The sequence below is a fragment of the Paenibacillus shenyangensis genome (assembly GCF_000346635.1).
Classification (GTDB): domain Bacteria; phylum Bacillota; class Bacilli; order Paenibacillales; family Paenibacillaceae; genus Saccharibacillus; species Saccharibacillus dauci.
Genome location: NZ_AOIG01000024.1, coordinates 98124 through 121248, shown reverse-complemented (window position 1 = coordinate 121248; position 23125 = coordinate 98124). Strand labels below are relative to the sequence as shown.

The window sequence follows — 23125 nt, the reverse complement described above, 5'->3', positions numbered from 1 at the left end:
CCATCTTGTAGGGTACAGTTTATAGGCCGGATGTCTTTTTTCTTACTTTTATATTCTCGTCGCAGATCCTTTGACTATACGTACAAATTTAATAATCAAACCATTTTTCCAAAAGCTCCAGCTTCTTTTTGAATTCTACTGCTGCTGCCCTTAATTTATGTTCATCCTGCAGAGCCAGCACATTTTCAAATTGGCGGGTCCAGATTTCGATCTCCCGCCGCTTTTCACCGAGTGTTTCTTCATACAGTCGCTCGGCCTGCGCCAGCAGCAGACGATTCTCTGTACGATCCCGCGGATGAATCTTGATCTCTTTGAGCTGCTCCAGACGTTGCTGGATCTCTTCGGTTGAGAGCTTACCCGGCTCTTTTTCAATAACAATAGTGCGAGTTACTCCGGTACTGACTGTAGTCACGTCCACTTCCAGAATACCATTAATATCATAAGTGAACCGTACCGCAATAATCTGCTCTCCGGCTGCTCCGCGAGGAACATCTACGTTAAGCTCTCCGATTTTCACATTATTCTCGACTTTCCGGTTCTCTCCCTGAAAAATGTTCACCCTGATTTGCTTCTGCTGGTCATAAAGAGTACAGTACTCTTCTACTCTACTCACCGGGATCGGGGTATTGCGCTCAATAATAGGTGAGAAATATCCGGACTCATAATTGTCTGCATGGGTTCGGTGACTCGTCTCAATCCCCAGCGTGAATGGACATACATCCGTTAAAATAACTTCCTTGAGCGCTTCATTACGTTCCTTGAGTGCTACCTGGATAGCAGCCCCAAGAGCAACCGCCTCATCGGGATTAATCTGTGTAAAAGGCAGCTGTCCGAACATCTTGCTGATCACCGAGCGGATCATTGGCATGCGTGTAGCCCCACCAATCAGAATAACCGCATCCAGCTCGTCAGAAGATAGTTGCGCATCTCGCATGGCCCGCTCTACCGGATGACGAAGACGCAGAATCAAAGGTGCAGCAATTTTCTCGAATTCATCCTTGTCTATTTCCAACTCGTAATGCTGCTCTCCCTGTGTAAATGTCATCTGTCCACGCCCTGGATGCGTACTGATTCCACGTTTGCATATTTCTGCCTGTTTGAATAAAGCAGATCGCTCTTTGGAATCCAGCGATGCGTCATCCAACTGATGTGTAGCGATAAAATGAGATGTCAGCAGCTGTGTAAAATCTTCGCCGCCCAGGTAGTTATCTCCGGCAATCGATTTGACTTCCATCACACCTTCAAAAAACTCAAGGATAGAGACATCGAATGTACCTCCACCCAGATCGAATACCAGAAATGTCGTATCTTCCTGTTGCTCATGCAAACTATATGAAATTGCTGCTGCTGTCGGCTCGCTGATCAAGCGTTCTACGTTTAAACCTGCCAGTTCGGCTGCGCGCCGGGTCATTCGCCGCTGGGTATCATTAAAATAAGCCGGCACACTAATAACCGCTTCCGTGACCTCATGTCTCAAATAGGCTTCGGCATCCTCCTTGAGAGAACGTATCACAAAAGAAGAAAGTTCTTCGGGAGAAAAAGTATAGTTACCCAGATGATAACGTTTTTCGGTTCCCATATAACGCTTGAAGGCAGACGCGGTGACATGCGGATGAGTAATCATACGCTCTTTGGCAATCTGCCCAACCAGAATCTCTCCATTATCATCCACACTTACGACGGAAGGAGTCAGATTTTTACCAAGCACATTGGGAATCAGCACGGGCCCTGATTCGGTCCAGCAACCTACCAAGCTATTCGTTGTTCCCAGATCGATTCCGATCATTGTCATACTATGGTTGCTCCTTTCTGCAGAACCGTCTCTTGATCAGGAATGGGACTTTTTCCAAAAACTCACTGTGTACAAAAGGCTTTTGGAAGAAGTGATCATTTTGGTAAATGCTATTTTCTGTTTGGCAATATACTCTGGATCAGCACCTACCTGCACATACTGGATGCCTATCATATAACCGAGTACATAATCTCGTGGTCCATTTATTTCTTGTTGGATCTTCCGTACGAACAGGGAAGCATAATGATTTTTTTCGTTCTCTGTTAGATAACCGGCTGCTACACCAGCATAAGCGGCATACAGGGCAAAAGCGTAATCGTATGCTGCTATCCCTGCAACAGGAACCGAATAAAGGTATTGATAGACGATCCCAGCCTGGTAACGCGCTTCTGAATCTCCAACAAGATTATCAATATACGTTTGGCAAGCGGGACCGGTCATCATGGAGAAGCGCTTATGGAGTATGCTGTACTCTTCGCGATATCCTGTCTGCAGCACCCAGTCCATATGTCGAATCATGCTTTCCTTATTTTCAATATTCCAGAATGCTTTGAGCTGATTGCGACAGTTTATTTTATTCCTGAAAAGCAACCTGGGATTCTGTTGAAAGTATTCACCGTTCTGAAGACTTAATGATCCATAGATCGACAACAGAGCCAAACTATCTTTTGTGAGTGTCAGCTGATTCTTTGCAAGCATTAAGTGGCCTCCTTTCCTGATCCTGTCTAGTATCTGCTGAATCTCCATGCCCGATAGACTCCCTGCAGGAACATCGTAAATAATACAAGAATCAGTAAGACATAGAATTTGGCTGTCGGTGGTGCAGGCGGAAGCGTGGATTGAGCCTTGCCTTCCTTGGCCTGAATATAATAAGAGGTCAACGGATACCCTTCCAGCGAATTGGATGCGTAACCCAACATTTTTTTCTTTATCGTGTTCAATTGTTCGGGTGGCAGTGGGTATGCATTTCCTATCAGCTCGGCTTGCTGGTTATTGTACAGCTTCATGGCTGTCTCATAATTCACACTTACCGGCACCGAAGATTGTCCAAGACGAACCACATACAAGTAGCCGCTTGCTTGAAGCACATTATTCGCCTTGGCTTTGGCAGAAGACATAATGAATGTTTCCCCATGCACCCAGTTCAGTAGCTGCATATCGGTATATGTGCCGCCTTTGGCATACGCATGAACCGGATCGCCAGGCTGAAGGCGTGCCAGCTCGGAGCCTGATTTGACTTCATAGGTTCCTGTTGGGTTCAAATACTCTCCGAGTGAATGCCCTGTAGTCGATTGATAGGTATATACAATCACCAAACAGAGTAGTGCCATCGTCAACAGCCCCGGCCACTTTTCCCTCAGCAAGATTCCGAAAAATCGCTTGATCCGAACAAATGCTGTCCAGCGACCCAGCTCCAGATTCAATCGTCTGCGCCGATCCGGTGTCACCTGTTGCAGCAATCTCATCTGTACTTCAGCCAGCAGCAGAATTGCTTCTGCATGAGCAGGGTGCTGGCCAAGTACGGCCTGACAGCAGGATTCTGCCATCTCCCACTCCTCTCGCCCCATATGAAGACGTGCAGATGCAAGCTGCAGCATTGGCTCTTCAGGGTAACGTTCCAGAAGCTGAAATAAATAAGCTTCATGTTCCTGCATATTCGCATTGTTCTTCAGCAAGTGAAAATAAAGCAAATGAATAGTTCTGTCATCGGGTCTATTCTGAAGCCAGCCACTGCACAGCGCAATAGCCTGCTCTTGTTCTCCATTCAGAATATGGTACTGTATCCGGATTCGAAGCAGATCGGCATCATCCTGTACAAATTCCAGCGCCTCCGCAATCTTGCTGGCTGCCTGTTCCATTTCTCCCATCATCAGCTCGGAATAGGCAGCAGACCGGCAGAATAGATAATGTTCCATATCCTGATCTGCATAACGACTTAACCAGATATAGCCTTCATCCGTCTCGAATGAAGCCCTGAACATATGAAAATACAAACGTGGATACTGATTTGTAAAATAGGCTTGATCCTCTTCCAGTTCTCGCTGCCAATTGAATGTATTTTTTAACAGTTCCCATACAGCCGGTGGCAAATAATGATGATCTTCCAGGAAATCAAGCAATAACTCACTGATCACTTCCTGCATGCTTATATTCCATACAGCAGGATGATTCATTAGCTCTATCCAATTGCTCAGCTCCACACGCATAGCGAAATTATGATATATATGGAAAGTCTGCTCCATAAATTCTTCTACCGGATCACTTTCCTCGATTACTGTCTGCTGCCAGTTCGTTCGCTGTGAGGACAGATGTGCTTCTTTTTCACTATCAAAACCATCATCTTCTGATAAAGTGAACATAGCTTCATCAGCGAAATGAATATCCCCTTGTTTGTTTGTCTCATATGTATTCGGATGGAAATGATCAGGTTCGCCAGCCTGTTCATTTATGATGTTGCCAGAGGTTTTATTGTTGCGAGCCCAGCGAATTGCTTTGTCATACGTTTCCCTTAATCGCTGATAACCTTCAGGATCATCCTCAGGATGCGTTTGCTTGAGCAACCGGGCATAGGCTTTTTTAATTACGCGGATATCATTGGTTTTTTCAATCCCGAGCTGCATCCATATATCCATTTTATTATTCCTCGTTTCCCTATCTTATCAATCGCTTTATTCTATAAGAAGTTGGCCCCCAAGCCAACCATACGAAAGTCGTATTTTTGCAAAAGAACGTACACTATGATATACACTTTGCATATTTGCGCAAAATAAAAATCCGCTTGAGCACAATGGTGCCAAGCGGATGTTCGATATCCTTTATTAATTATTCATTTAGTGCGACTGCTGAACAGACGCGGTTGTTTTGACAGGAATCTGAATCGGTGCAGCCGATTTGTCCGGACGCATAAAATGAGGAAGCTTGAATCCCACTTTTACATTTATCGTCCATGTAATCATCTTGCCTGCCAACCAGACTGCCAGCATCGTATACATCGTTTCTTTGAAAGGCAGGAAAAACAGGCACAAGCCCAATACAATCACATCACCAATAAAGAAAACATTACCGATTTTCCAGCCTTTCCATTCGCTGATTAATCTCGATAATACATCGTCGCCTCCCGTGGCCCCTCCATAACGGAGCACAATACCTGCTCCGAGACCGGTCAACAGACCAGATAGAGCTGCTGCAATAAGCAGATTCCCGTGTAAGTCCACGACAAACGGCGATAGCTGTTCGAATCCCGAATAGAAGATGGAAAATGATGCGGCTCCAATCAGTGTGTAGACCATAAAACGGTGCCCTTTTAGCCACCAGGCCAGTAGAATAACCGGAATATCCAGTACAAATGTGCTCCAGGCCGGCGACCAGCCAAACAAATACTTGCCCAGTAGCGCCAACCCAACAAATCCGCCTTCCGACAGATTGTTGTAAAAATTAATATGATAATAAGCAAACGCCAGAATAAACGTACCCAATAGTATGGCCAGGATTTGCTTCCCTGCCACCAACCAACTTGTGTTCCAATTTGTTCTTCTCCTCATACAGGCTCCCTCGTTTTCTCGTAAGTGTGGTCTGACAAGACCTGTTCTTACGGGAGGTACACCTTGAGGACTTTGTCCTTCGCATACAATTATCTCCTCTTCCGTAAGAATAGATCCAAATAATGACTACTCTACGGAAAAGCTAAGTATAGGAGAGATCATAACGTTTCCAAATCGTCCTTTGGGAAATCATCCTTCGGGGACACATGGTATCCTGATCCTTTCTTGATTATAGAATATGAAGCTATATTTATTATACCACGCCGATACTGCTGCTAAACAACTTGCTTGTTCTTCATTTGGGATGATTAACGACGGTAATTTACAGAAAAAGGCTGTAAACTCAGCCTAATCCATTGGATCATTGAGTTTACAGCCTTTTATAGTGTATATACGGTGTTTCTTGTAATTAATTACTTCGCGCTTTTTACAACGTCAGCCGGAACTTCAATTTTGTCGAACCCGTTGTATTTGGAATATGTGCTGTCCATATCCATGACAAGGTTCATTTTCTGACCCTGCTGATCCATATCCATTGTCATTTTGACAGCAGCACCTGTCAGATTGGAAGTCGTTTTGTCCATCATATAAGTAACTTCCATATCATGAATATTCATTTGTTTCATCATTTCAGCCATTTGTGCATTGGCAGCATCACCGCTCAGGAACTTTTGAGCCTGTTCTTTTACTTTGTCGCCGGTCAGCGTAGCTACCAGATTGTAGTGATCGCCCTCATCGGTTACTTTAGTGTCGCTTGCCATGGATTTCATGCGATCGATCGTATCTTTCAGGGTACCCTGTTGTTTGATCAGATCAACAAACTGCTGCTTGGCAGAGTCTGGTGCTTTCTGCCAGGTATCGTTAGCGTTCAGATACACTGCATCATTTGTTATGTACAGTTCCTGCTTTTGCTCCTGGTTTTGCTCACCTTGTACCACTTTGGTAGAGATATTCATGTGTGCAGACATTGGCTCTTGAACAACTTCCATTGTTGTAGAGTTCTCATTCTGCATTTTTTGTTCCTTGCCATCTACACTTACAGTAATATCCTGCTTGATGACTGCGTCTGCAGCATAACTTTTTACTTTGGCTGCTGCTTCACTCGCTTTGGTCAACAGCTCATCTGCTGTAGGTACGGCTGCTGGAGCGGTAGTAGATGCTTCTGTACCTGCAGGTGCGGTAGTGTTGGCAGGTGCTTTTGCGGCTTCCTGATCATTACCACAAGCTGCCAGTGATACAGCTACTGCTGCTCCGAGTAATACAACGCTAAACTTTTTCAAAACAAAAACCCCCATTTTTTATAGTCAACTTATTATACAGTAATTTAATTGGAAATAAAAGGGCGGCAAGCCCCGAAAAATTGGTAGTAAAGTTGATGTCAGGTTTCTACAAATAAATAGTTATTCGTCATAGTTCGTCATTCCCTTGTTATAACCAGTTATTTACGAAATGAAATCATCAGTATCCCCTCCCCATTATTTCATGTAGATAATGGGGTTGCTGACCGCTCTACTAAAATGCAAAGCGACTGCGGATACCTATAACCAGTATTTCTGCTCATCAGGAAGCTGTTCCATAAAATTCTCGTAATGCCCCGTCCATCCATCCGGCACATATTGTTCGAACGAAGCAGGCTCGGGAAAATAGGAAAACAACTGGCGCTGATCAAAATCAAGCAGCAGCGATGGCGTCCAGCCTGCTACAAATTCCGAATCTCCACCATGCTTGTTGACCTCTGCAATGAAGCCTGCATGCAGATCGGCCACGCTAAACTGCTCTTCTTGAATACATTTCAAAAAAGTATGCACGGTATTCTCATTCAATACCGGAATATGGAAACGATAATCATAATCCGTATCCGCAGATAATGTATGTCCTTTATGTGCAAAGGCTTGTTCAAATCGGGGCAGATCCATAAACCAGTATTCCTTTTCTGTCACATACCAGCTCCAGCTGCCTTCTAGTCGAACCGCTACAATAATATTCTCACCATAGCTAACGGGTATTGTCATAGGATATAGTCACCTGCCAGAAAGGATTGTAAGAAATATAAACGAAGCTGACTATAACAGCCTGCGTTTACATTTTGCCATTATACTATGTATCATACATAATATGAAAACTATCCGATTGCTTGATATCTATAATACATAAAGACAGGTGGGAAAAATGATGAAAGTAAATCTTCAGCATCGCTGGGATTTGAATGAAGAAGAAGCCATATTACTTCAGCAAGAGCTGGCTGAACAGATAATCACAACGGATCAGCTGCCAGATATCCATTATGTGGCTGGAGTAGATGTTGCCTACAGTGAGCACACGGATCAGCTGATCGCAGCCGTCGTTATCCTGAACGCCGTTACGCTGGAAGTGGTCGAATCGATCACGGTAAAGGATGCTGTACAATTCTCTTATCTGCCGAGTCTGTTCTCTTTCCGGGAACTGCCACCGGTGATTAAGGCATTGGAGCAGGTTCATCATGAACCACAGCTGATCGTATGCGACAGCCAGGGACTCGCTCATCCGAGACGCTTTGGACTGGCCTGTCATCTGGGCCTGTTATTGGATGTGCCTGCTATTGGCTGTGGAAAAACGAGATTGATCGGTGAGTATACAGAGCCAGGCCGGAGCCGCGGATCCGCTGCTCCTCTCATTGATGGAGAAGAAAAAGTGGGTAGTGTACTGCGCACACAGACTGATGTAAAACCTGTATTTGTATCCGTAGGGCACCGCATCAGCCTGGAATCTGCCAACGAATGGATTCTGCGGCTTGCTCCGCGCTATCGCTTGCCCGAGACGACCAGGATGGCAGATCAACTTGTACGCAAGGCAATGTCTGAGCAGCAGCTTTGATTGGTCATTGAAGGACTTGGTTTGGATTATTTCAAATCAATGTCCAAATGGTTACTTGCTATCCGGCTATATACATTATTGAATGCTTCGCTTATTTTCATATCATCAGCTTCATTCTAAATGTTATTAGGGTTCATGAAATCTAAATTCTATGGTAGATGAGTAAGAGCAAATTTGCAGTGTACTTCATCTAGTTTTGGTTCGAGGAGACTGTAGTTGTATTATTCCCAGCGAATATGCTCGAATATATGAGTAAAAATACCAGCGATATTGCGTGCATCATCGATAGCACGATGAGGTGTCCCGAGAAATGGCAGATTCATCATCTGCAGGGCACGCTGCATGCCTATTCCCTTTTCGCGGCCAATCATCCGTCCATGCTGATGTTTGATACTGATATGCTGCTGAAGCCAATCGCTTGGCAATTGATGCAGTCGGCAGTCCTGTTCCAGCTGACGCCGGTCATAGAATCCCCACGAACATAACAGATACTCCTCCGTCCCGATCCAGCTCCGGAATCCGCTGAGCGCTTCCGGAAAATAGGGAGCATGCTCGATCTGCTCTTGTGAAATGGATGTTAGCTGCGTACAGAATGGGGAGAGCTGGTAATGCAGTACCGGTCGTACAAATGTCTGGTACTCTCCGATCTGCTGCAGCCGGTCGTCGAGTCGTACGGCTCCAATCTCAATAATCTCTCTGGCTCTGGAAGTATGCTCTTGCCAGCAGGTCGCTTCCAGGTCAAAAATAATATAGTTCATGTTGCCTCCTTCAGTATGGATAAACAGAGAACGATGCTATAAAGGAATAATACTATATATGTTATCATATCGCTCCTCTCTTGATTTTGCCTGATATGGACACACGGATACATACAGAAAACAGGCTGTTCCCAGTAGCTTTTATACGCCGGGAACGGCCTGTTTTTTGTGATTTTTTGTAGTTATACTCATGCAGTAATATGCGGCGATCCTACTCAGCAAACTCTGTATCTATTAAGGTAAACATGTATACCGTTCTATGTACATGAGACAGTTGTAATATATCTGCTGCTTATAAGTATGTATCTTTCATATTACTTGACAAGTGGGTCGTACGATCAAGCTATCGTCTGCGGCTATCCGCCAGTATTAATCGAAAAGAGCGGTCAAGATACAGACGAAACCAAGAACCAGCCCAATGGGTCCCCAATAATGCATAGGAATAAAGAAAAGACTATGCTGGTTGCCCATACGGAAAGCTTCACCGGTCTCCTGATCAATAAAAACACGATCCGACTTGGCATTGAACTTCTTCCCCAGATGCCAGATGATCATACCGGATATAATGAAGGCCAATGCCATCGGCAACCGCGAGTCGATTCCATCCAGTCCTACAAGGGAAAGTAATCCATGTACCGCAAAAACCATCACCCCCATAATCACAATATTTAAAATTCCCCAGCCTTTCCAAATCAAAATCACGTACGTTTCCTCCTGTTTTTCCTTAGTATTTGACTTCACCACTTCTTTTGGTACTTTCCAGTAGTATTTTAATTATACGATTAAAATACTTATGCAAATAATCATATACAACAAATTTTATACTCGTTTGATTAAGATTAAAGATTTGCTCGATAATCTGAGGTCACGTCAAATTATTATTGGCGGAACTCTTTCATCATTCGAAGTTCAAAGTAAAATGTTAGTATCCTATAACTTAAGTCTTAAACGTGAGGCAAAGCGCTTAAGGTATTCCCTGTTGTTTTCTTCATTCTGTATCAAGAAGTTGCTTCTCGCTTATTCGTTGGTGCCAATATCTTGATCCTACACTTTGCCATAGGGTGTGGCAATTTTGTGGATCTGTTTGTTATTAAGTTATTAGCAGATTCTAAATGAACACTTATAACGCTTGCTATCCAGTCCATATGTATGCGAGATGGCTTTATCGGTCAGGTAATGCACTCTGTTGATTACCTGTTTTCCACTTACATAACTATGCCAAAGAAAATTGGATATTGGTAATACATGCTTTTACCTGGGTATATCGTTTGAAGCTTTGACATATAATTTGATAATACCAGTAAAGATCATCTAGGCATGATTTTAATCTAGTAATATGTGATCGCATACTGAATAGGAACCTCCAAATCATTATGAAAGACCGACACAGCATCCTATAATATAAATAAAATAGTACTACTGTGCCAGTCTAGTTTTATTTAATTCTGTAATACTCTTCTGGATTAAATAATAATTACAAAACTTTCAAAACCTTATCAATACGTGCTTGAAGCTCTTCTTTTTCATTATTGGTTAGTTGCTCTCCTAATTCCTCAACATTATATTCTTTTAAAACAGTTTTAAGGCTTTCAAAATCAATGCTATTTATTAAGCCACTACTCAGTAATTGTTCAGCAAGGGTAATATAAACCACAAATTTTTCACTTTTAGTATTTTTACAATCTCTTTTAAACCGATCTAAAGTCTTCTTTATTAATTGCTCTGCTGTTATATCACTTTGAAAAATTGTTTTATAATAATTAATAACTTCAGTAGTTAATTCGCTATAATACCATCTAGCTCTTGCACTATTGGTTAAGGGTTTGTTGTTAAGCTCAGATATTGCTTTGTCTCTTTTTTTAATCAATTCATCATATTGCATACTTGACAGTTCTTTTTTTACTAAATCATAATTAATTTCTTTAAGATAATTTATTAAATAATCTTTTGATTTATAAAATATATATGGTTGTTGCATGACTTTCTCACAATATTCGATTAATATTATAGCTTTCTGTAAATCTCCTTGATTCATAATCAACTCAAAATCTTCGTAAGTTTTAGATAAAGCCTCTAAATTACTCATGTTTCTCTTTTTATAGTCTTGAAATGTCTCATTGAATGAATCTATTAATTCTTGGTAAAGTGGATTTGTGGTCATAATTTTACTCCTTAATTTTTTTTAATGGGAATGATAGGTTTTCCTTGATTGTGTACTACTTCAATTTGGATAAATTTATAATATTCTTTAAACTGACTAATGATATAATTACAGCTACCACAAGTATCTTTTTCTGTAAACAAAGTTATTTTACCTTTTACATTTGGCTTATCACCTATATCTTTTGCTATATTATTTAATATTTTATACTCAGTATCATCATCTCTCAAAGATTCAATTCCAAGACCATTTGGTGCTACTTTAGCTTCAAACTTTGGTTCCTCAGGCATTTCAGATATATCTTTTATATTAGGATTTCCCGAATGCTTTTCGATTTGACTATGAGCATAATATTCGGTTTTAGGTAATTTTATATCTAAATCTACTTTTGTGTAAGAAAAATTTCCTTTTCCGCTTTTAAGAACTGTATTAGATAATTTACCTTTATAACTTGCAGCAGTATCCAGTAATGCTCGGTCTTTATCCAGATCAGCTGCTTTTGTCGTTACCCATTCAAAATCTAATAATTGCTCAGTATCTGGATCACGAGCATATCTATGTTCATGAGGCGTATGACCATCAAGTGATTTAAATGTATCTATTTTTTGACTTGAAGATTTACCATTGGCTCGTTCCTGTTCTAATGATTGCTCTGCTTTAAAGTGGTCTCCAATATTCGAACTTTCACGCGCCGCTCGGCTATCGGCAATATTCGCTTCGACCCGGCTTCTTGTGGCTGAGGCAGAATCTACTATCGGAGCAGTCGATACTTTAGCGGGCGGAAGCTTTTCTCCAGCTATTCCCTTCACTGGAAAACCTTTAAGCCCAAAAAACAACCCTGCTAAGCCAATGCTATTGGCCCAGTGTTCTTTTGAGAAGGGATCTTTAGGATTTAGAGCTCCACCGGCCATATCCAGCGTTCCTGATGTCAGCCAGTTTGCCCAGCCATAAATGTCTGTATTACCTTGAATTCGGTTATAATTGCTTTCATTCATATCGGCTATATTTTTAATGCCGCCTGGAATACCAATTAAAATCCAATTTACAAAGTCATAAGTTGAATCCAGTTTGTGATCATTACGCTCAGTAACGCCACCCCAAAAGTCAGTGACTAACCCACCCAAACTATTCATGGATTTATTAAATCCACCTATAAAAGTAGCTTCCTCTGCGCGTTTCGCAGCTTCTTGTCTGGCTTTTTCTTCTGCAGCCTGTTTGGCCTCATATGCTTTTTGCTTTTCCCACCAATGTTGACGAATATGAGGAGGCACTTCCTGATACGCATCATAGATACCTTTTGCTGCGTCCCCTAAATTGGATAACGCTTGGCTTGGATGGCTAAGCAGATCTCCTAGAGAAACATGCCTTGCTTTCGTCCATGCTTTTCCCCAGGCTTGATACATATGATACCTGGCTTGCTGCTCCTGAACAGCTGCCCGGTAGACGCCCTGAATCGCAGCCGTCACAATGCCCTGACTTCCTCTGCTACTACCTCCGCCGCCGGATCGACGTGCCGGCACAGTAGCATTTACCTGCATCATTACTCCTGCCACTCTTGCCAGCGGGTTGTTGATTCCCATTAACACCTTGCTCGTCGTCTTCATCGGAATGGCAGCAGTCACCTTGGATAGCAAACCCAGCAGACCGCTTGCTTTTTTCTGTTCGGCTGGTGGGGTCACTTTCGCTTTCGGTGGTGCAGCTACTGCCTGAGCTTTCGCCTTCTGCTGCTGCGCTGCGGCCTGACCGGCTTTGTACGCTTCTATCGTCATTAGCGGTGGCTCTGGTACTGGGGCAAGATCGGCTACAAACACAGGAGCTTTGACCGTTCCCACCTCATGAATGGTCGGCGCATGCAAATCGGTATCGCCATCGACAATCATGCTGCTCTGGCCGCCTTTCAGGCGAATCGCTTCTCCAGCTTCCAGCGATAATGTCTGGCTGGCATTGAGCTGTACACTGCCGCCCTGAATGCTAACACTTCCCGGACTGGTAATCTCAATTCCGCTGTCTGGCTGCAAGGAAATCGTCATGTGACCAGAAGTGAACAGGCGAAGCTCCTGTCCATCCATCTGCAGCTGACTGCCTGCCGGGTGGCTCCATATTTTGGTATCCGGATCACTAATACCGGCATTTTGCTGGCGCAAGCTGCCTAGCACATGAGCATTGGATTCCAGAGAATTAGGCATATGCAGCTCGATCTGCTCCCCTTTCTCGGGCATGTCGTACCAGCCGGTATGCTGTTCGGCAGCATAAGGCGTACTGACTGGAAACCAGCCGAGTTCTTGGTTCACTGCTGCTCTCGGATGCTTACGATGATACGCCTCATCGATATCCAGCTTCACGCGGACAAAGTCAGCCGCTACTTCCTCTACCGTACCGGTTAGGGTAATCCCGATCATCGATTCATTGTCATAGCTGTAGAATCGGATTTGCTGGGGATGCTGCAGTTCATAGGAGGTCTCGAGTAATCCGTCTCGCAGCACCGTATGGGCTTGTACCACAACCAACTCGGTCGAACCGGCACTCGCTGGCAAGGTGAGATGATCCCCCAGTGCATAATACTGCAGGCTGTCAATAAAGTAGGAGATATAACCAGGCATAGGCTTGTTATTAGAAGAGGTACTTGCATTGCCACTATAGTCTTCTACATCTCCATCCGCTGAGCGAATCTGTCCAAACGTTTTGCGAATTCGGTAAAAGGTATCTTCACCGAGCACATAGGCTTTTCCTTCCGGCACGCCAAAAAAGACTTTGGGCGAAGCCGCCGTAATCTCCGGGACAAGTACCGAACCAAATCGGGAGGCCAGCCGCTTCAGGAACTGCCAGTCCGTCTCATCATACTGTAATACCAGGCCACCTAACGGGGTAATATTCGCTATGGTATCAATAGCATCTCCATACGTATACTCGCGTACCAGTGCAGTGACCAGTTCAGCATACGTCTGCTCCGTATGCTGAAAAGATCGCCGTTTACGCTCCACATCCATTTGCCCTGATTGCGAGATCGCTTCCAGCTCAAACGTATACACACTTCGAATACAGTGAACCGTGAAGCGGGTAATGATCCCATGAAATAATCGCTGAACCGAATGACCCTCCGTATCCAAGTGACGAAGCACCACCGGTTGCCCTTCCAGCTCATGATGAATCATACCTGCACCTTGTTCTTCTGGCAATACCCCGGTGACCATCATATAACCATGTTCATTGATTTTGCGGGTAATGGTCAGCTCATTGAAATGCTGGGGATGAATAGGGCCATCCAGCCGCAGACTTTCATAGCCAATCCCTTTGAATAGTAAAGTCAAGGTATGTAGTCTCCTATTCTAGAAATCTAATTCCTGTCCATCATTCTCAATCTTGATATTGCCTCCATACAGACATTGATGGGTGCAGTTATGAGTAAGTGCAGGCTGTCCTTCAATCAGCACATCCGACTTTCCATTTAGCCATGGTCGGGTGAGTGCTGGTATGCATGGCGCCTTTTTGACACCATAGATATCGACCATATTGCTGGCTTGCACAGCAGGATTTTGTAGACAAGAACAATGGCCAAATGAGCTGATATTGGTACCCGGCAGATAGTCACCAATATTCATTTGCGCCTTGTTTTTGACATAGACGCCATGACTAAACGGGCGCTTTAGCCGGGTAGGCTGCGTACCGTAACTGCAGCTGAGAATAGCCCCTGCTACTACATAGCTTTTTTTGGCACCATTGCCTGCCTGAATCTGGGAATTCTCCATAAGTCTCTCCTTTCCACGCCTGAATAATATATTTATTCTGCTCTCACTGTCGGTATTCTAATCAGCCGGATTCCTGTATAGGATCGACGCAGCATACTTTCTGCTGCAGCCAGATTGATATAGATATACGGTTCACGCAATCCGGCAACACGAAAAACAGGCTGCTGGATCTTTTCATGATGCAATACAAGCTGCTTCAAGGTACCATCCGGGCGAAATATACTTTGAACAGAACGGGCTTCAACAACGTCCGGCTGCAGCAGCCAGTATAGATGCTGGCGGCCACGATCGATATCCGACAGCATCACCGCACGCCATCCTTTGTTCGGCAAGAACTTTTCCAACAACTGCTTCAGTGAATCCGATACGAGCGGTGCCGGAATGTTCAGAATATCCGGATAAATAGTATAATCATCTTCATGTACATGAATGGTTAACGGAGGCAGCTCTCGACCGGGAAGTGATAGCGAAGACAAGATGTCACGCTGCTGAAGAATTGACCAGGCTGGCGGCTTAATCGTATTCGGTATGCGATCATCACCTGATAGTTGAAAATACCTCATTGCAATCTACCTCCGGCTACATCGATACCGTATGCATTATGACGCTGCTGCGCGTCCAGCTGTTCAACCGATAATACAGCATCCGTAAAATCTATATTTTTCAGCTTTGTTCCGTTAAAAGATGCTCCCTGCAAATTAGCTCCTGCAAAAGAAACATTATCCAGGTTGCAGTGATCAAAACACGCATTTCGAAGATCGGCATCCTGAAAAATAATATTCGTAAGCCGGGATTCCCGGAAATCGACCTGTCGCAAACCTGCTTTGCTGAAATCGACCTGATCGAGTTGGCTGTATTGGAAACAGGCTTCCTGAAGTTTGGACTCCCGCAGCCAGCAATGTGAAATTTGTGTCTGCGTAAAATTCACACCATCATATCCAAGCGGTTCCCAATCCAGTTCCTCTATTCCTGCCGATCCCATAACTCCATCCAGCAGTACATACTGTAATGTACAACCACTAAAATCAGCTCCATGCAGCAGACTGAATGGAAGAGCAGACTTTTCCAGTTTGCATTCCCGCCACTGGGTACCTGCCAGAATTGAGAAATCCATACGACATAGCTCCACTTGAATATTTTGAAAAGTAGTGTATCTAAAATCCATTTCCTTATAATCATTCATCGAAAGCGTTATATCATGTATATGCTGATACCCATAGGTGTAAGAATTCTTTTCTGAGAGCCAACGATGTATCTCGGCAGCATCGGGATCAGTACAATCCTCTTTGTAAATTAAAATACTCTGATCAAGGTACTCACCTGCTCGTATTTCCAGCTGTTCTGATCGATTCATCTCCATATACTCCGGCAGCTGAACGGCTTGGCGAATCGCTTTACGCAATAAAGGTATTATTGCATGATGAAAATAATTTGCTTCTTCCAGACGGATATGCTCCATTTCGACCACACTGATTTGCCAGCCGCTGCTGCTTGCTTCTGCAGCCAGCTCTTCCAACAGCAGTTTCCAATAGCGATACAGACAATTACCGTCATACTCATATTCTAAGGGATCGCGGTCAAAGACATTGTTTTCGTCTGTTGCTTGGATCAGATAGGCAGGCTGATCGTCTATCAGCCCAGTACGCAGAAGCGAATACAAAATGTAATGGACTGCTTCTTTGGTGCCAGCAGCCTGCTGAATGCAAATGTGACGACAGCATGAGATAAAGTTTGCTTTGATCTCTTCTAACCAGTCATTTCGAAATACACGATAATCACTTCTCATCTGCTGCTGAATACGCGCTCTAACCTGACTACGTATACTTTCTTTTTGCTCTGCCGTTATTATGGATCTGTTTAAAAACATTATTTCTCACCTGCTCTAGATATGCTGCATCCGGTCTATTGAGTTTCGTTACAGATTTTCTGCCATATCCGTGATGGAGTTGTATATGGTTGTAATTCTTACCAATTTAATAAAGACTGCGATTACACTGGGCAACACCATGGTGCTTATTTTTTTGGCATCCTTTGGACTGGAGCATCCAAATTATAATTTAATTCGATTTTACTTCGGCACCCTTCACATCTGCTGTTCCGCTGAGGTTAATATGACTTCCATTACAATCCAGTGTCAGCGATCCGCCTGCTGATAAGCTCATCGTTTTGCCTGCCGATAGACTGAGATTGCCACCTGCAGAGATACTTACCTGTTGATTGCTGACAATCTGGATGCCATTTTTATTATCCAGATGGATATATACAGCGCCGTCCTGAGCGCTCACAGTAATTCCATCCGGTGCCAACTGGATCTCACGTCCATAAGGAGTACGCCATATTTTTACAGCTGGATTGGAAAGTTTGTTATTGGAGGCGTTTCTTGCAGCCCTGCGAATGGCTCCCCGTGCGAATCCATCCTCTTCTCTGCTGCCCGGGAAATACAGACTAACCGGGTCTCCTTTTTCAGGCATTACATACCAACCTGTATGATCCCCCGCACTATAGACTGTGGAATATGGGAACCAATGCGCTCTGGATACATCCTGTTTTTCATCACAATCCAGCTGTATTTTTACTTGATCGCCTTGAACATCAATGACCGTACCATTTAGCGAAGCACCAGCGAGTATTTCCTGATAATAACTTTTCTGTCGCAGGCCCTTATAGGAACTAAGCACATAGAGGTGACGGATTAAGCCGTTATGCATATCCATGTAGGCCTCTGTTACATATAGAATTTTGCCTTGAAAATGAATATGGCTGCCTAAATCCAGTACTTCATCGGTCTCTACTTCATATACTACAAAATCATTTTCTTCCATGGTTGTGCCATCATTCTGCTGAAAATAACGGAAAGGTACCATACGCTTGCGCACCGTATAACGTGTATGGTCCAGAGCTACAGGCTGATATGTATGCTGAATACCGAAATAAAATTTCGGTTCATCAAACTGCGCTACTGGCATGAGACTTGTATGATAACGTGACGCGAGGCGGCGAAGAAATTGCCAATCCGTTTCTTTGTATTGAATAGCAATACGTTTCATTGCTATTCCTCCTGTAGCTCCATCGATCACGTCCAAACCTTCGTAATTTTTACCGATTTGTTTTAGTAGTTCAGGTAAAGTCATTTCTACATCCTGAAATGAACGGATTCGGCGCTGCACATCCATTCGATAGGTATGGGAAGCAGCTTCTACCTCCAGATAATACACACCGCGTACTACTTTCACTTCAATAGAGAGTGCAATCCCGCTAAATAAAGGTTTGATTTGTCCACTTTCATCCAGCTGCCCTACCTGAATAACAGTGTCTGCCTCCGTACTGTTAATATAGCTATCCTTCATTTCTTCAGGAATAACTCCTGTAAAGTATAAGTGAGTGTGCTCATTAATTTTCTTTGTTAAGTTGAACTGCTCCAGATTCAATAGCGGAAACGGCTGTATTTGCAAATTATGATAATCCAGACTCATATGTATGCTCCTTTTCTGTCAAAAAACGCAATGAACGGATAATGGCTTCTGTCACTGGTTCCCACTGCTCCATTTGTTCGGCTTCACAATGAAAAGTACCGATTTGTAGCCTACCATTACGATTAAACAGGAGCATTTTATTATAAATATGACCATCAATCGCCGATGTTACAAAGCGCATGATAATTAGCATCATATGCTCGGTTGTCAGCGTCTCCATGCCTTTCCAACTGCGGATAGGCTGTGTGTCACGAAGCATAACAGAGAGCTGCTTGGCAATCTGTTCCAATTCATGATCTTCGGCCTCCATATCGGAAGGATTGAGTGTGAAATCCACTGTGCCTTCCGGATTACAGTAAATTACGGTTGGACGCTGCTCGGATGGATATTTCACACGTGCTTCTTCTATAGGCATTGGAGCAAAGTAATCAGGAAGCAGACACGCTATGCCTTCTTCCGGCAGTTCTACAGCTGTAAGGCGAATCGGTTTTTCATCTATAGTAATTACTGTTTCTTCCTGTGAGCCCTCAACTGCTGTATTTAAGACAGCTCCTTTATTCTTCAGTTCGTTAGATGAACTGGAGTTTGTAGAAGAAGTTCCGTACATTCGCGAGATAATATATTCATCCATATGTTTCATTAGCAAGTACCTTCTTTCATTCCCACTGCAAATAATGATACCGATTTTTTACACCTATAATGCCTTTAACGGCTTGGATTATCAAATCCTACTTTGCTATTATCTGCCCTATTACTCAACTTACTTTTATTCTCAATAAAATGTTCAGTCTACCAGCATACGCTGCGGACCGGAGCGCTGCATACCCGACTTGCCGCGTCGTCCGCCGTTTTCGGCCAGTACGCGTTCCAGGGAATGATGTATCTTGGTATTGTCCATCTCGCGATAAGGATGACCGAAACGGGCAGAGAGATAACTCAGTACTGCAGCACGCTGTATGCGTTCCTCATTCAGACACATCAGTCCAAATGACAGATCCAGCGGATTCGGATGACTGGCTCCCTGGGCGAACAGTTCACGGGCAAACCAGCGGAAAACAAAAGGCGATACCGTGGCTTCCCCAATACCGCTGTACAGAATATGAATCGTATGGAACGTGTTATACTCCGTCACCAGATCGGCAAAGTCCACATATTCCGAACGTAATACAGCTCCATGTTTCAATTTGAATCGGCCCAGCTCGATTTCGTTGTCACTGACGATTTCTTCTTCCAGTACAATCTCGCCGGTATATCGTTCGAAATCCCGGTCTGATCCATTTTCGTAAAAACGTACTTTTAGTACGGTCTCTACGCCGGTCGCATCGTATTCAATCTGCTGCTCCTGCTCCAGCACATATATCCGGCCCTGGTGCTTGATCAGTCCCGGAGCAATCGTCAGCTCCCGTTCGTTTACGGTCACCTGCGCACCTGTAATAATGCCGTCGCTGTACTCATGATAGCGAACATCGACCAGACTGCGGGGATAATCCCGTACACTGGCGAGCATTTCTGTCTTGAGTACGCGTCCTTTCTCGAACCGGGGATAAGTGTATTGGAACATACCGGTTCCTCCCTTCTTTCTGTTGTAAACATCGATAATATAATAGGTTGCTTAACTCCGCTGCTTCAGAGTGACTCTGTTGCTTCTGCTCTCTGTCCTGGCTGTATTCTGATTGGATCGTGTTCCGGTAGTACTACTTATCTTGGAGACTGCTATTCAACTGCCATGTTGCTCATTTACTTTCTTGTAGGTGTATGGATTCTTATAGGTGTATGGATTCTTATAGGCAGGAACAGACAGAATCTGATCCCTGGCACTGAACCGGCCTTTCCGGCTGAAGGATATGGGCAGATCCGTTGAAAAGAACTGCTAATTATATGCGATCCGGAACAAATGCTGCTTATGATTAATTCAACGATATGGAGAACACATATGGAGTAACAGAATCACTCTGAAGAAGCGCAGCGAGCGGAGAATCTTCCGCTCTGCAGGCTTCTATTCAATCTTGGTCTTGATCTGGATCAGACTATACTACGTAGAACCAGAGCTGATGATTCGTACTGATTATCTGAACCGAATATCAATACGATTTATTTGGTGCCGTCAAAGAAATCAAGCTCCGACAGATCATTTTCAAAAGCAAAGAACTGACGATTCGCCACATACAGCTGTTCATTGTCACGCAGTACCGGTACCACATTGAACCCCCAGCGCTGATCGCCGGCAAAGACGAAGAACTTGGTCTCTCCGTTGCTGATCGAATCCGTCTCGTCCTGGATGATATGGTCGCCGTACATATCGGCAATCTCTTCATACACAACCTGGCGGAAGCTTGGTGCCCAGCCTTTGTAAATGTATCGGTGGCGCAGGCTGCCGTCATCGGCCCAGACGAAGAATTCGATCTCGGATGTATGCTGCGGTCGGGAGACATGACCATACGTATGATTGCGTTCCAGGCTGCGGATCAGCATTTTCTCCTGACGGGTATGCGTATAGGCGCTGACCGAATATGGAATTGCCGGGATTTCATTGGTCAGTACTGGCTTGATCATGCCGATTTTCTTGGCATTCAAGTAACGGATCGCGCCGCGCAGGCAGGCGAGCTTAAGATCGGGCACCTGGCTGTTTTCTTTGGCCTTCTGACGGAACTCGATACTGCGACCGGGAACGAATTCTTTGAGTGCTTCACGGAACACATCGATTCGGCAGGACTGTCCGGTCAATTTGATAATCGAGTAATCCTGCAGCCGTCCATCCTGATAGAACTCATCCAGGAACTTGCGGACAATCTCGTAGATATCCGCCTTAATTAGCTGATTGATCTCGCGGATATTAAATACAACATCCGGTGGACGGTACTCATTACGCAGTCGTCCATCGGGCTCACTGACAGACAAGAACCAGCGGTCTACTTTGGTGATTTTGATGTCACTGTCCAGAATGGTCTCGTTATCATCCTGGAAGCGGCTGCGCAGAATACCGGTCTTGCGGAAGAACTCCTGCTTCATCTGATCGGCCATCGCCCACAGGAAGTAGAAATTACCGCGTACACGCTGATATTCATCCCGGCTGTGATGCTCATAATCCCGGTATTTCGTCGGAATAATCTTCTCCGCTTCCAGATAGCGTGCTTCCATACCTTCATATACAGCCTTGATACCGTACTCATCCACATAGCGGAACAGCTCCGCACCCGGAATATCGATCAGGGCATCCATATCGATCCGGCGCTGCTGACCGCTGTACCATTCGGCAAATACAATCTTCATCCACTGCATAATCCGGTAGGTGATATTGTTACCGCCAAAGTTGGTGTCCCCGTTCTCATAGCTGGTATGGATATCCAGACCGTAGGAGATACGACCTTCATGAATGCTGAATCGGCAGGAACTGAGATCGGTTGTTCCGCCGCCGCAATCGATTACAAGCGCCTGATACTCTTCGCCATCAATATAGGTTCCTTTGTCAATCTGGTCGGCGATGGTGTTGTACAGTACCGCCATGCCTTCATCCAGCGCATCGTTCATCTCGATCCGATAATCCGGCAGGATCTGGTTGAACATGTCGAGGAACTGGGTTTTGAGCTTGACCGGACTGGAAATATGCAAATGCTCGAACCGGCATTTGAACTGCTGCTCGGCGGTCTCAACTACATAGGAAATATAGCCTTTGAGAATCTCACTGCGGGACAGATAGGCGGTATTGCCTGCCGCATCCATCAGCTCTTCCACCCGCTCATAATCATTCACCCAACGCTTCATCCCGCGGAACACAGTAGCTCTGCTGTTATGACCATTGCGCTGAATATAAGCCAGCGCATCATAGCCGTATACCAGTCGGACATTATCCGGGTCAGCGCAATCGGCGGCTGCTGCCAGTGTCGGCAGCAGCTCCAGCCACTGCTCCTGCTTGTCAGTCACATTTGGGAAGACTACATAATTGACAGCATCCTGAGTGCGATAAGCATTACTTTCTCCAAGCAGACGATCCGTACTGCGCACTGGAGAATCTTCCCGCTGGATCATCGAACCGTAGCCACTACCCAGATACGCACCTGCTGTTGTATTCGATGTACCAAAGTCGATTGCCAGCACCGTATCGGTTGGCTCCGGCATACGAATCTCCAGTTCTGCTACCGGCACCCGGTAATAATGCAGATTGGAAGGAATCAGCGGACGATCACTGTAATACGCGTGATATAGATAATCCGAATCCTGACGGCGGGTAAAGTAAAGACTGTAATTCTGGTTCGATGTCATTCGGTGTTCCCAGTGACTTGGTGCGCTGAGCAGATATTTGCCAGGTTGATCTTCAATCATCTTCACGTTCAGAATACCGCACAGCTCTCCATTGCCGTTCACGAGCAATACATTCTCGCCGATCACTGTACCGGACTCGATTTTGTATCCATCGAGTCTCCCCAGGCGAATCCCCTGGTACAGTACGATACGGGCAGGCACTCTGATGCTGCCATGATCCGGCTTTTGTGCATTCAGATAGCGTCCCAGTACCGACTGAATCCGCTCGAATCCACCTTTGCGGAACTGCTCGATACGCAGTGTATTCTGCATACCACGGAACTTGAGAATCGTGCGAATCAGTTCTTCGCGGTCCAGTGTACCTGCGATCCCTTCGACCAGACGCTCTTTATAACAAATATTGCGCAGTTCAAAGGTGGTCATCTCTTCCAGTTCTTCTCTGGTAAAACGAGCCTGACCTTTACTGCTCTGGGGTTCCAGCGGATGATTGTGCAGCCGGTAGGAGTATGGTTTATTCATTGCGGTCATTCCTTTCCCTCA

The 23125-nt window shown here is 44.6% G+C and carries 18 protein-coding genes; 1 reads left to right on the top strand and 17 read right to left on the bottom strand.

The genetic code is table 11. From position 1 onward, the window contains the following. Nucleotides 1-88: 88 nt before the first annotated feature. The 6 genes from H065_RS0119340 to H065_RS0119315 form a co-directional block, all read right to left on the bottom strand. Nucleotides 89-1792, bottom strand: a complete 1704-nt coding sequence (locus H065_RS0119340) for a molecular chaperone HscC (RefSeq protein WP_017814737.1) — start codon at nt 1790-1792, stop codon at nt 89-91. A 36-nt stretch (nt 1793-1828) separates the two neighbouring features. Beyond that, entirely contained in the window at nt 1829-2491 is a 663-nt protein-coding gene (locus tag H065_RS0119335; protein WP_017814736.1) for a DUF1266 domain-containing protein, read from the bottom strand. A gap of 26 nt (nt 2492-2517) precedes the next feature. Beyond that, nucleotides 2518-4425 (bottom strand): J domain-containing protein, encoded by a 1908-nt coding sequence (locus tag H065_RS0119330; protein ID WP_017814735.1) that lies wholly within the window; start codon nt 4423-4425, stop codon nt 2518-2520. Between the two features lie 198 nt (nt 4426-4623). Continuing rightward, nucleotides 4624-5334 carry a YitT family protein gene (locus H065_RS26410; protein ID WP_051058746.1) on the bottom strand — a complete coding sequence of 237 codons (711 nt, stop codon included), beginning with the start codon at nt 5332-5334 and terminating at the stop codon, nt 4624-4626. Nucleotides 5335-5747: 413 nt separating this feature from the next. After that, complete coding sequence (locus H065_RS0119320) at nt 5748-6614, bottom strand: DUF6612 family protein (RefSeq protein WP_017814733.1); 867 nt, start codon at nt 6612-6614, stop codon at nt 5748-5750. 258 nt (nt 6615-6872) lie between these two features. Then, on the bottom strand, nt 6873-7346 hold the full coding sequence (locus tag H065_RS0119315; protein WP_017814732.1) for a hypothetical protein: 474 nt from the start codon (nt 7344-7346) through the stop codon (nt 6873-6875). 160 nt (nt 7347-7506) lie between these two features. On the opposite strand from H065_RS0119315, the gene nfi reads away from it, so the two are divergent. Beyond that, the gene (gene nfi, locus H065_RS0119310; RefSeq protein WP_017814731.1) at nt 7507-8187 is read left to right on the top strand and encodes a deoxyribonuclease V; all 681 of its coding nucleotides are present in this window, start codon (nt 7507-7509) and stop codon (nt 8185-8187) included. Nucleotides 8188-8408: 221 nt separating this feature from the next. Here nfi and H065_RS0119305 read toward each other — a convergent pair whose 3' ends face one another. The 11 genes from H065_RS0119305 to H065_RS0119255 form a co-directional block, all read right to left on the bottom strand. Then, nucleotides 8409-8945 (bottom strand): 3'-5' exonuclease, encoded by a 537-nt coding sequence (locus H065_RS0119305; RefSeq protein WP_017814730.1) that lies wholly within the window; start codon nt 8943-8945, stop codon nt 8409-8411. A 369-nt stretch (nt 8946-9314) separates the two neighbouring features. After that, nucleotides 9315-9644, bottom strand: coding sequence for a hypothetical protein (locus H065_RS0119300; protein WP_026136344.1), 330 nt, complete (start codon nt 9642-9644; stop codon nt 9315-9317). Between the two features lie 775 nt (nt 9645-10419). Next, the gene (locus H065_RS0119295) at nt 10420-11106 is read right to left on the bottom strand and encodes an Imm3 family immunity protein (RefSeq protein WP_017814728.1); all 687 of its coding nucleotides are present in this window, start codon (nt 11104-11106) and stop codon (nt 10420-10422) included. An 11-nt stretch (nt 11107-11117) separates the two neighbouring features. Continuing rightward, nucleotides 11118-14414, bottom strand: coding sequence for a deaminase domain-containing protein (locus H065_RS0119290; RefSeq protein WP_017814727.1), 3297 nt, complete (start codon nt 14412-14414; stop codon nt 11118-11120). A gap of 18 nt (nt 14415-14432) precedes the next feature. Then, complete coding sequence (locus H065_RS0119285) at nt 14433-14852, bottom strand: DUF4280 domain-containing protein (RefSeq protein ID WP_017814726.1); 420 nt, start codon at nt 14850-14852, stop codon at nt 14433-14435. Between the two features lie 32 nt (nt 14853-14884). Beyond that, nucleotides 14885-15415 (bottom strand): hypothetical protein, encoded by a 531-nt coding sequence (locus H065_RS0119280; protein ID WP_017814725.1) that lies wholly within the window; start codon nt 15413-15415, stop codon nt 14885-14887. After that, a complete protein-coding gene (locus H065_RS26405; protein WP_017814724.1) occupies nt 15412-16719 on the bottom strand; it encodes a pentapeptide repeat-containing protein in 1308 nt (435 codons plus the stop codon). Before H065_RS26405 ends, H065_RS0119280 begins: the two co-directional genes overlap by 4 nt. Nucleotides 16720-16909: 190 nt before the next feature. Next, nucleotides 16910-18325, bottom strand: a complete 1416-nt coding sequence (locus H065_RS0119270; protein WP_017814723.1) for a phage baseplate assembly protein V — start codon at nt 18323-18325, stop codon at nt 16910-16912. Beyond that, nucleotides 18306-18965: a hypothetical protein gene (locus tag H065_RS26400; RefSeq protein ID WP_017814722.1), complete on the bottom strand. Its 660-nt coding sequence runs from the start codon at nt 18963-18965 to the stop codon at nt 18306-18308. The genes H065_RS0119270 and H065_RS26400 overlap by 20 nt, the downstream gene beginning before the upstream one ends. 144 nt (nt 18966-19109) lie before the next feature. Further along, complete coding sequence (locus H065_RS0119260) at nt 19110-19886, bottom strand: hypothetical protein (RefSeq protein ID WP_017814721.1); 777 nt, start codon at nt 19884-19886, stop codon at nt 19110-19112. A gap of 530 nt (nt 19887-20416) precedes the next feature. Next, a complete protein-coding gene (locus H065_RS0119255) occupies nt 20417-23104 on the bottom strand; it encodes an acetate and sugar kinases/Hsc70/actin family protein (protein WP_017814720.1) in 2688 nt (895 codons plus the stop codon). Nucleotides 23105-23125: the final 21 nt, after the last annotated feature.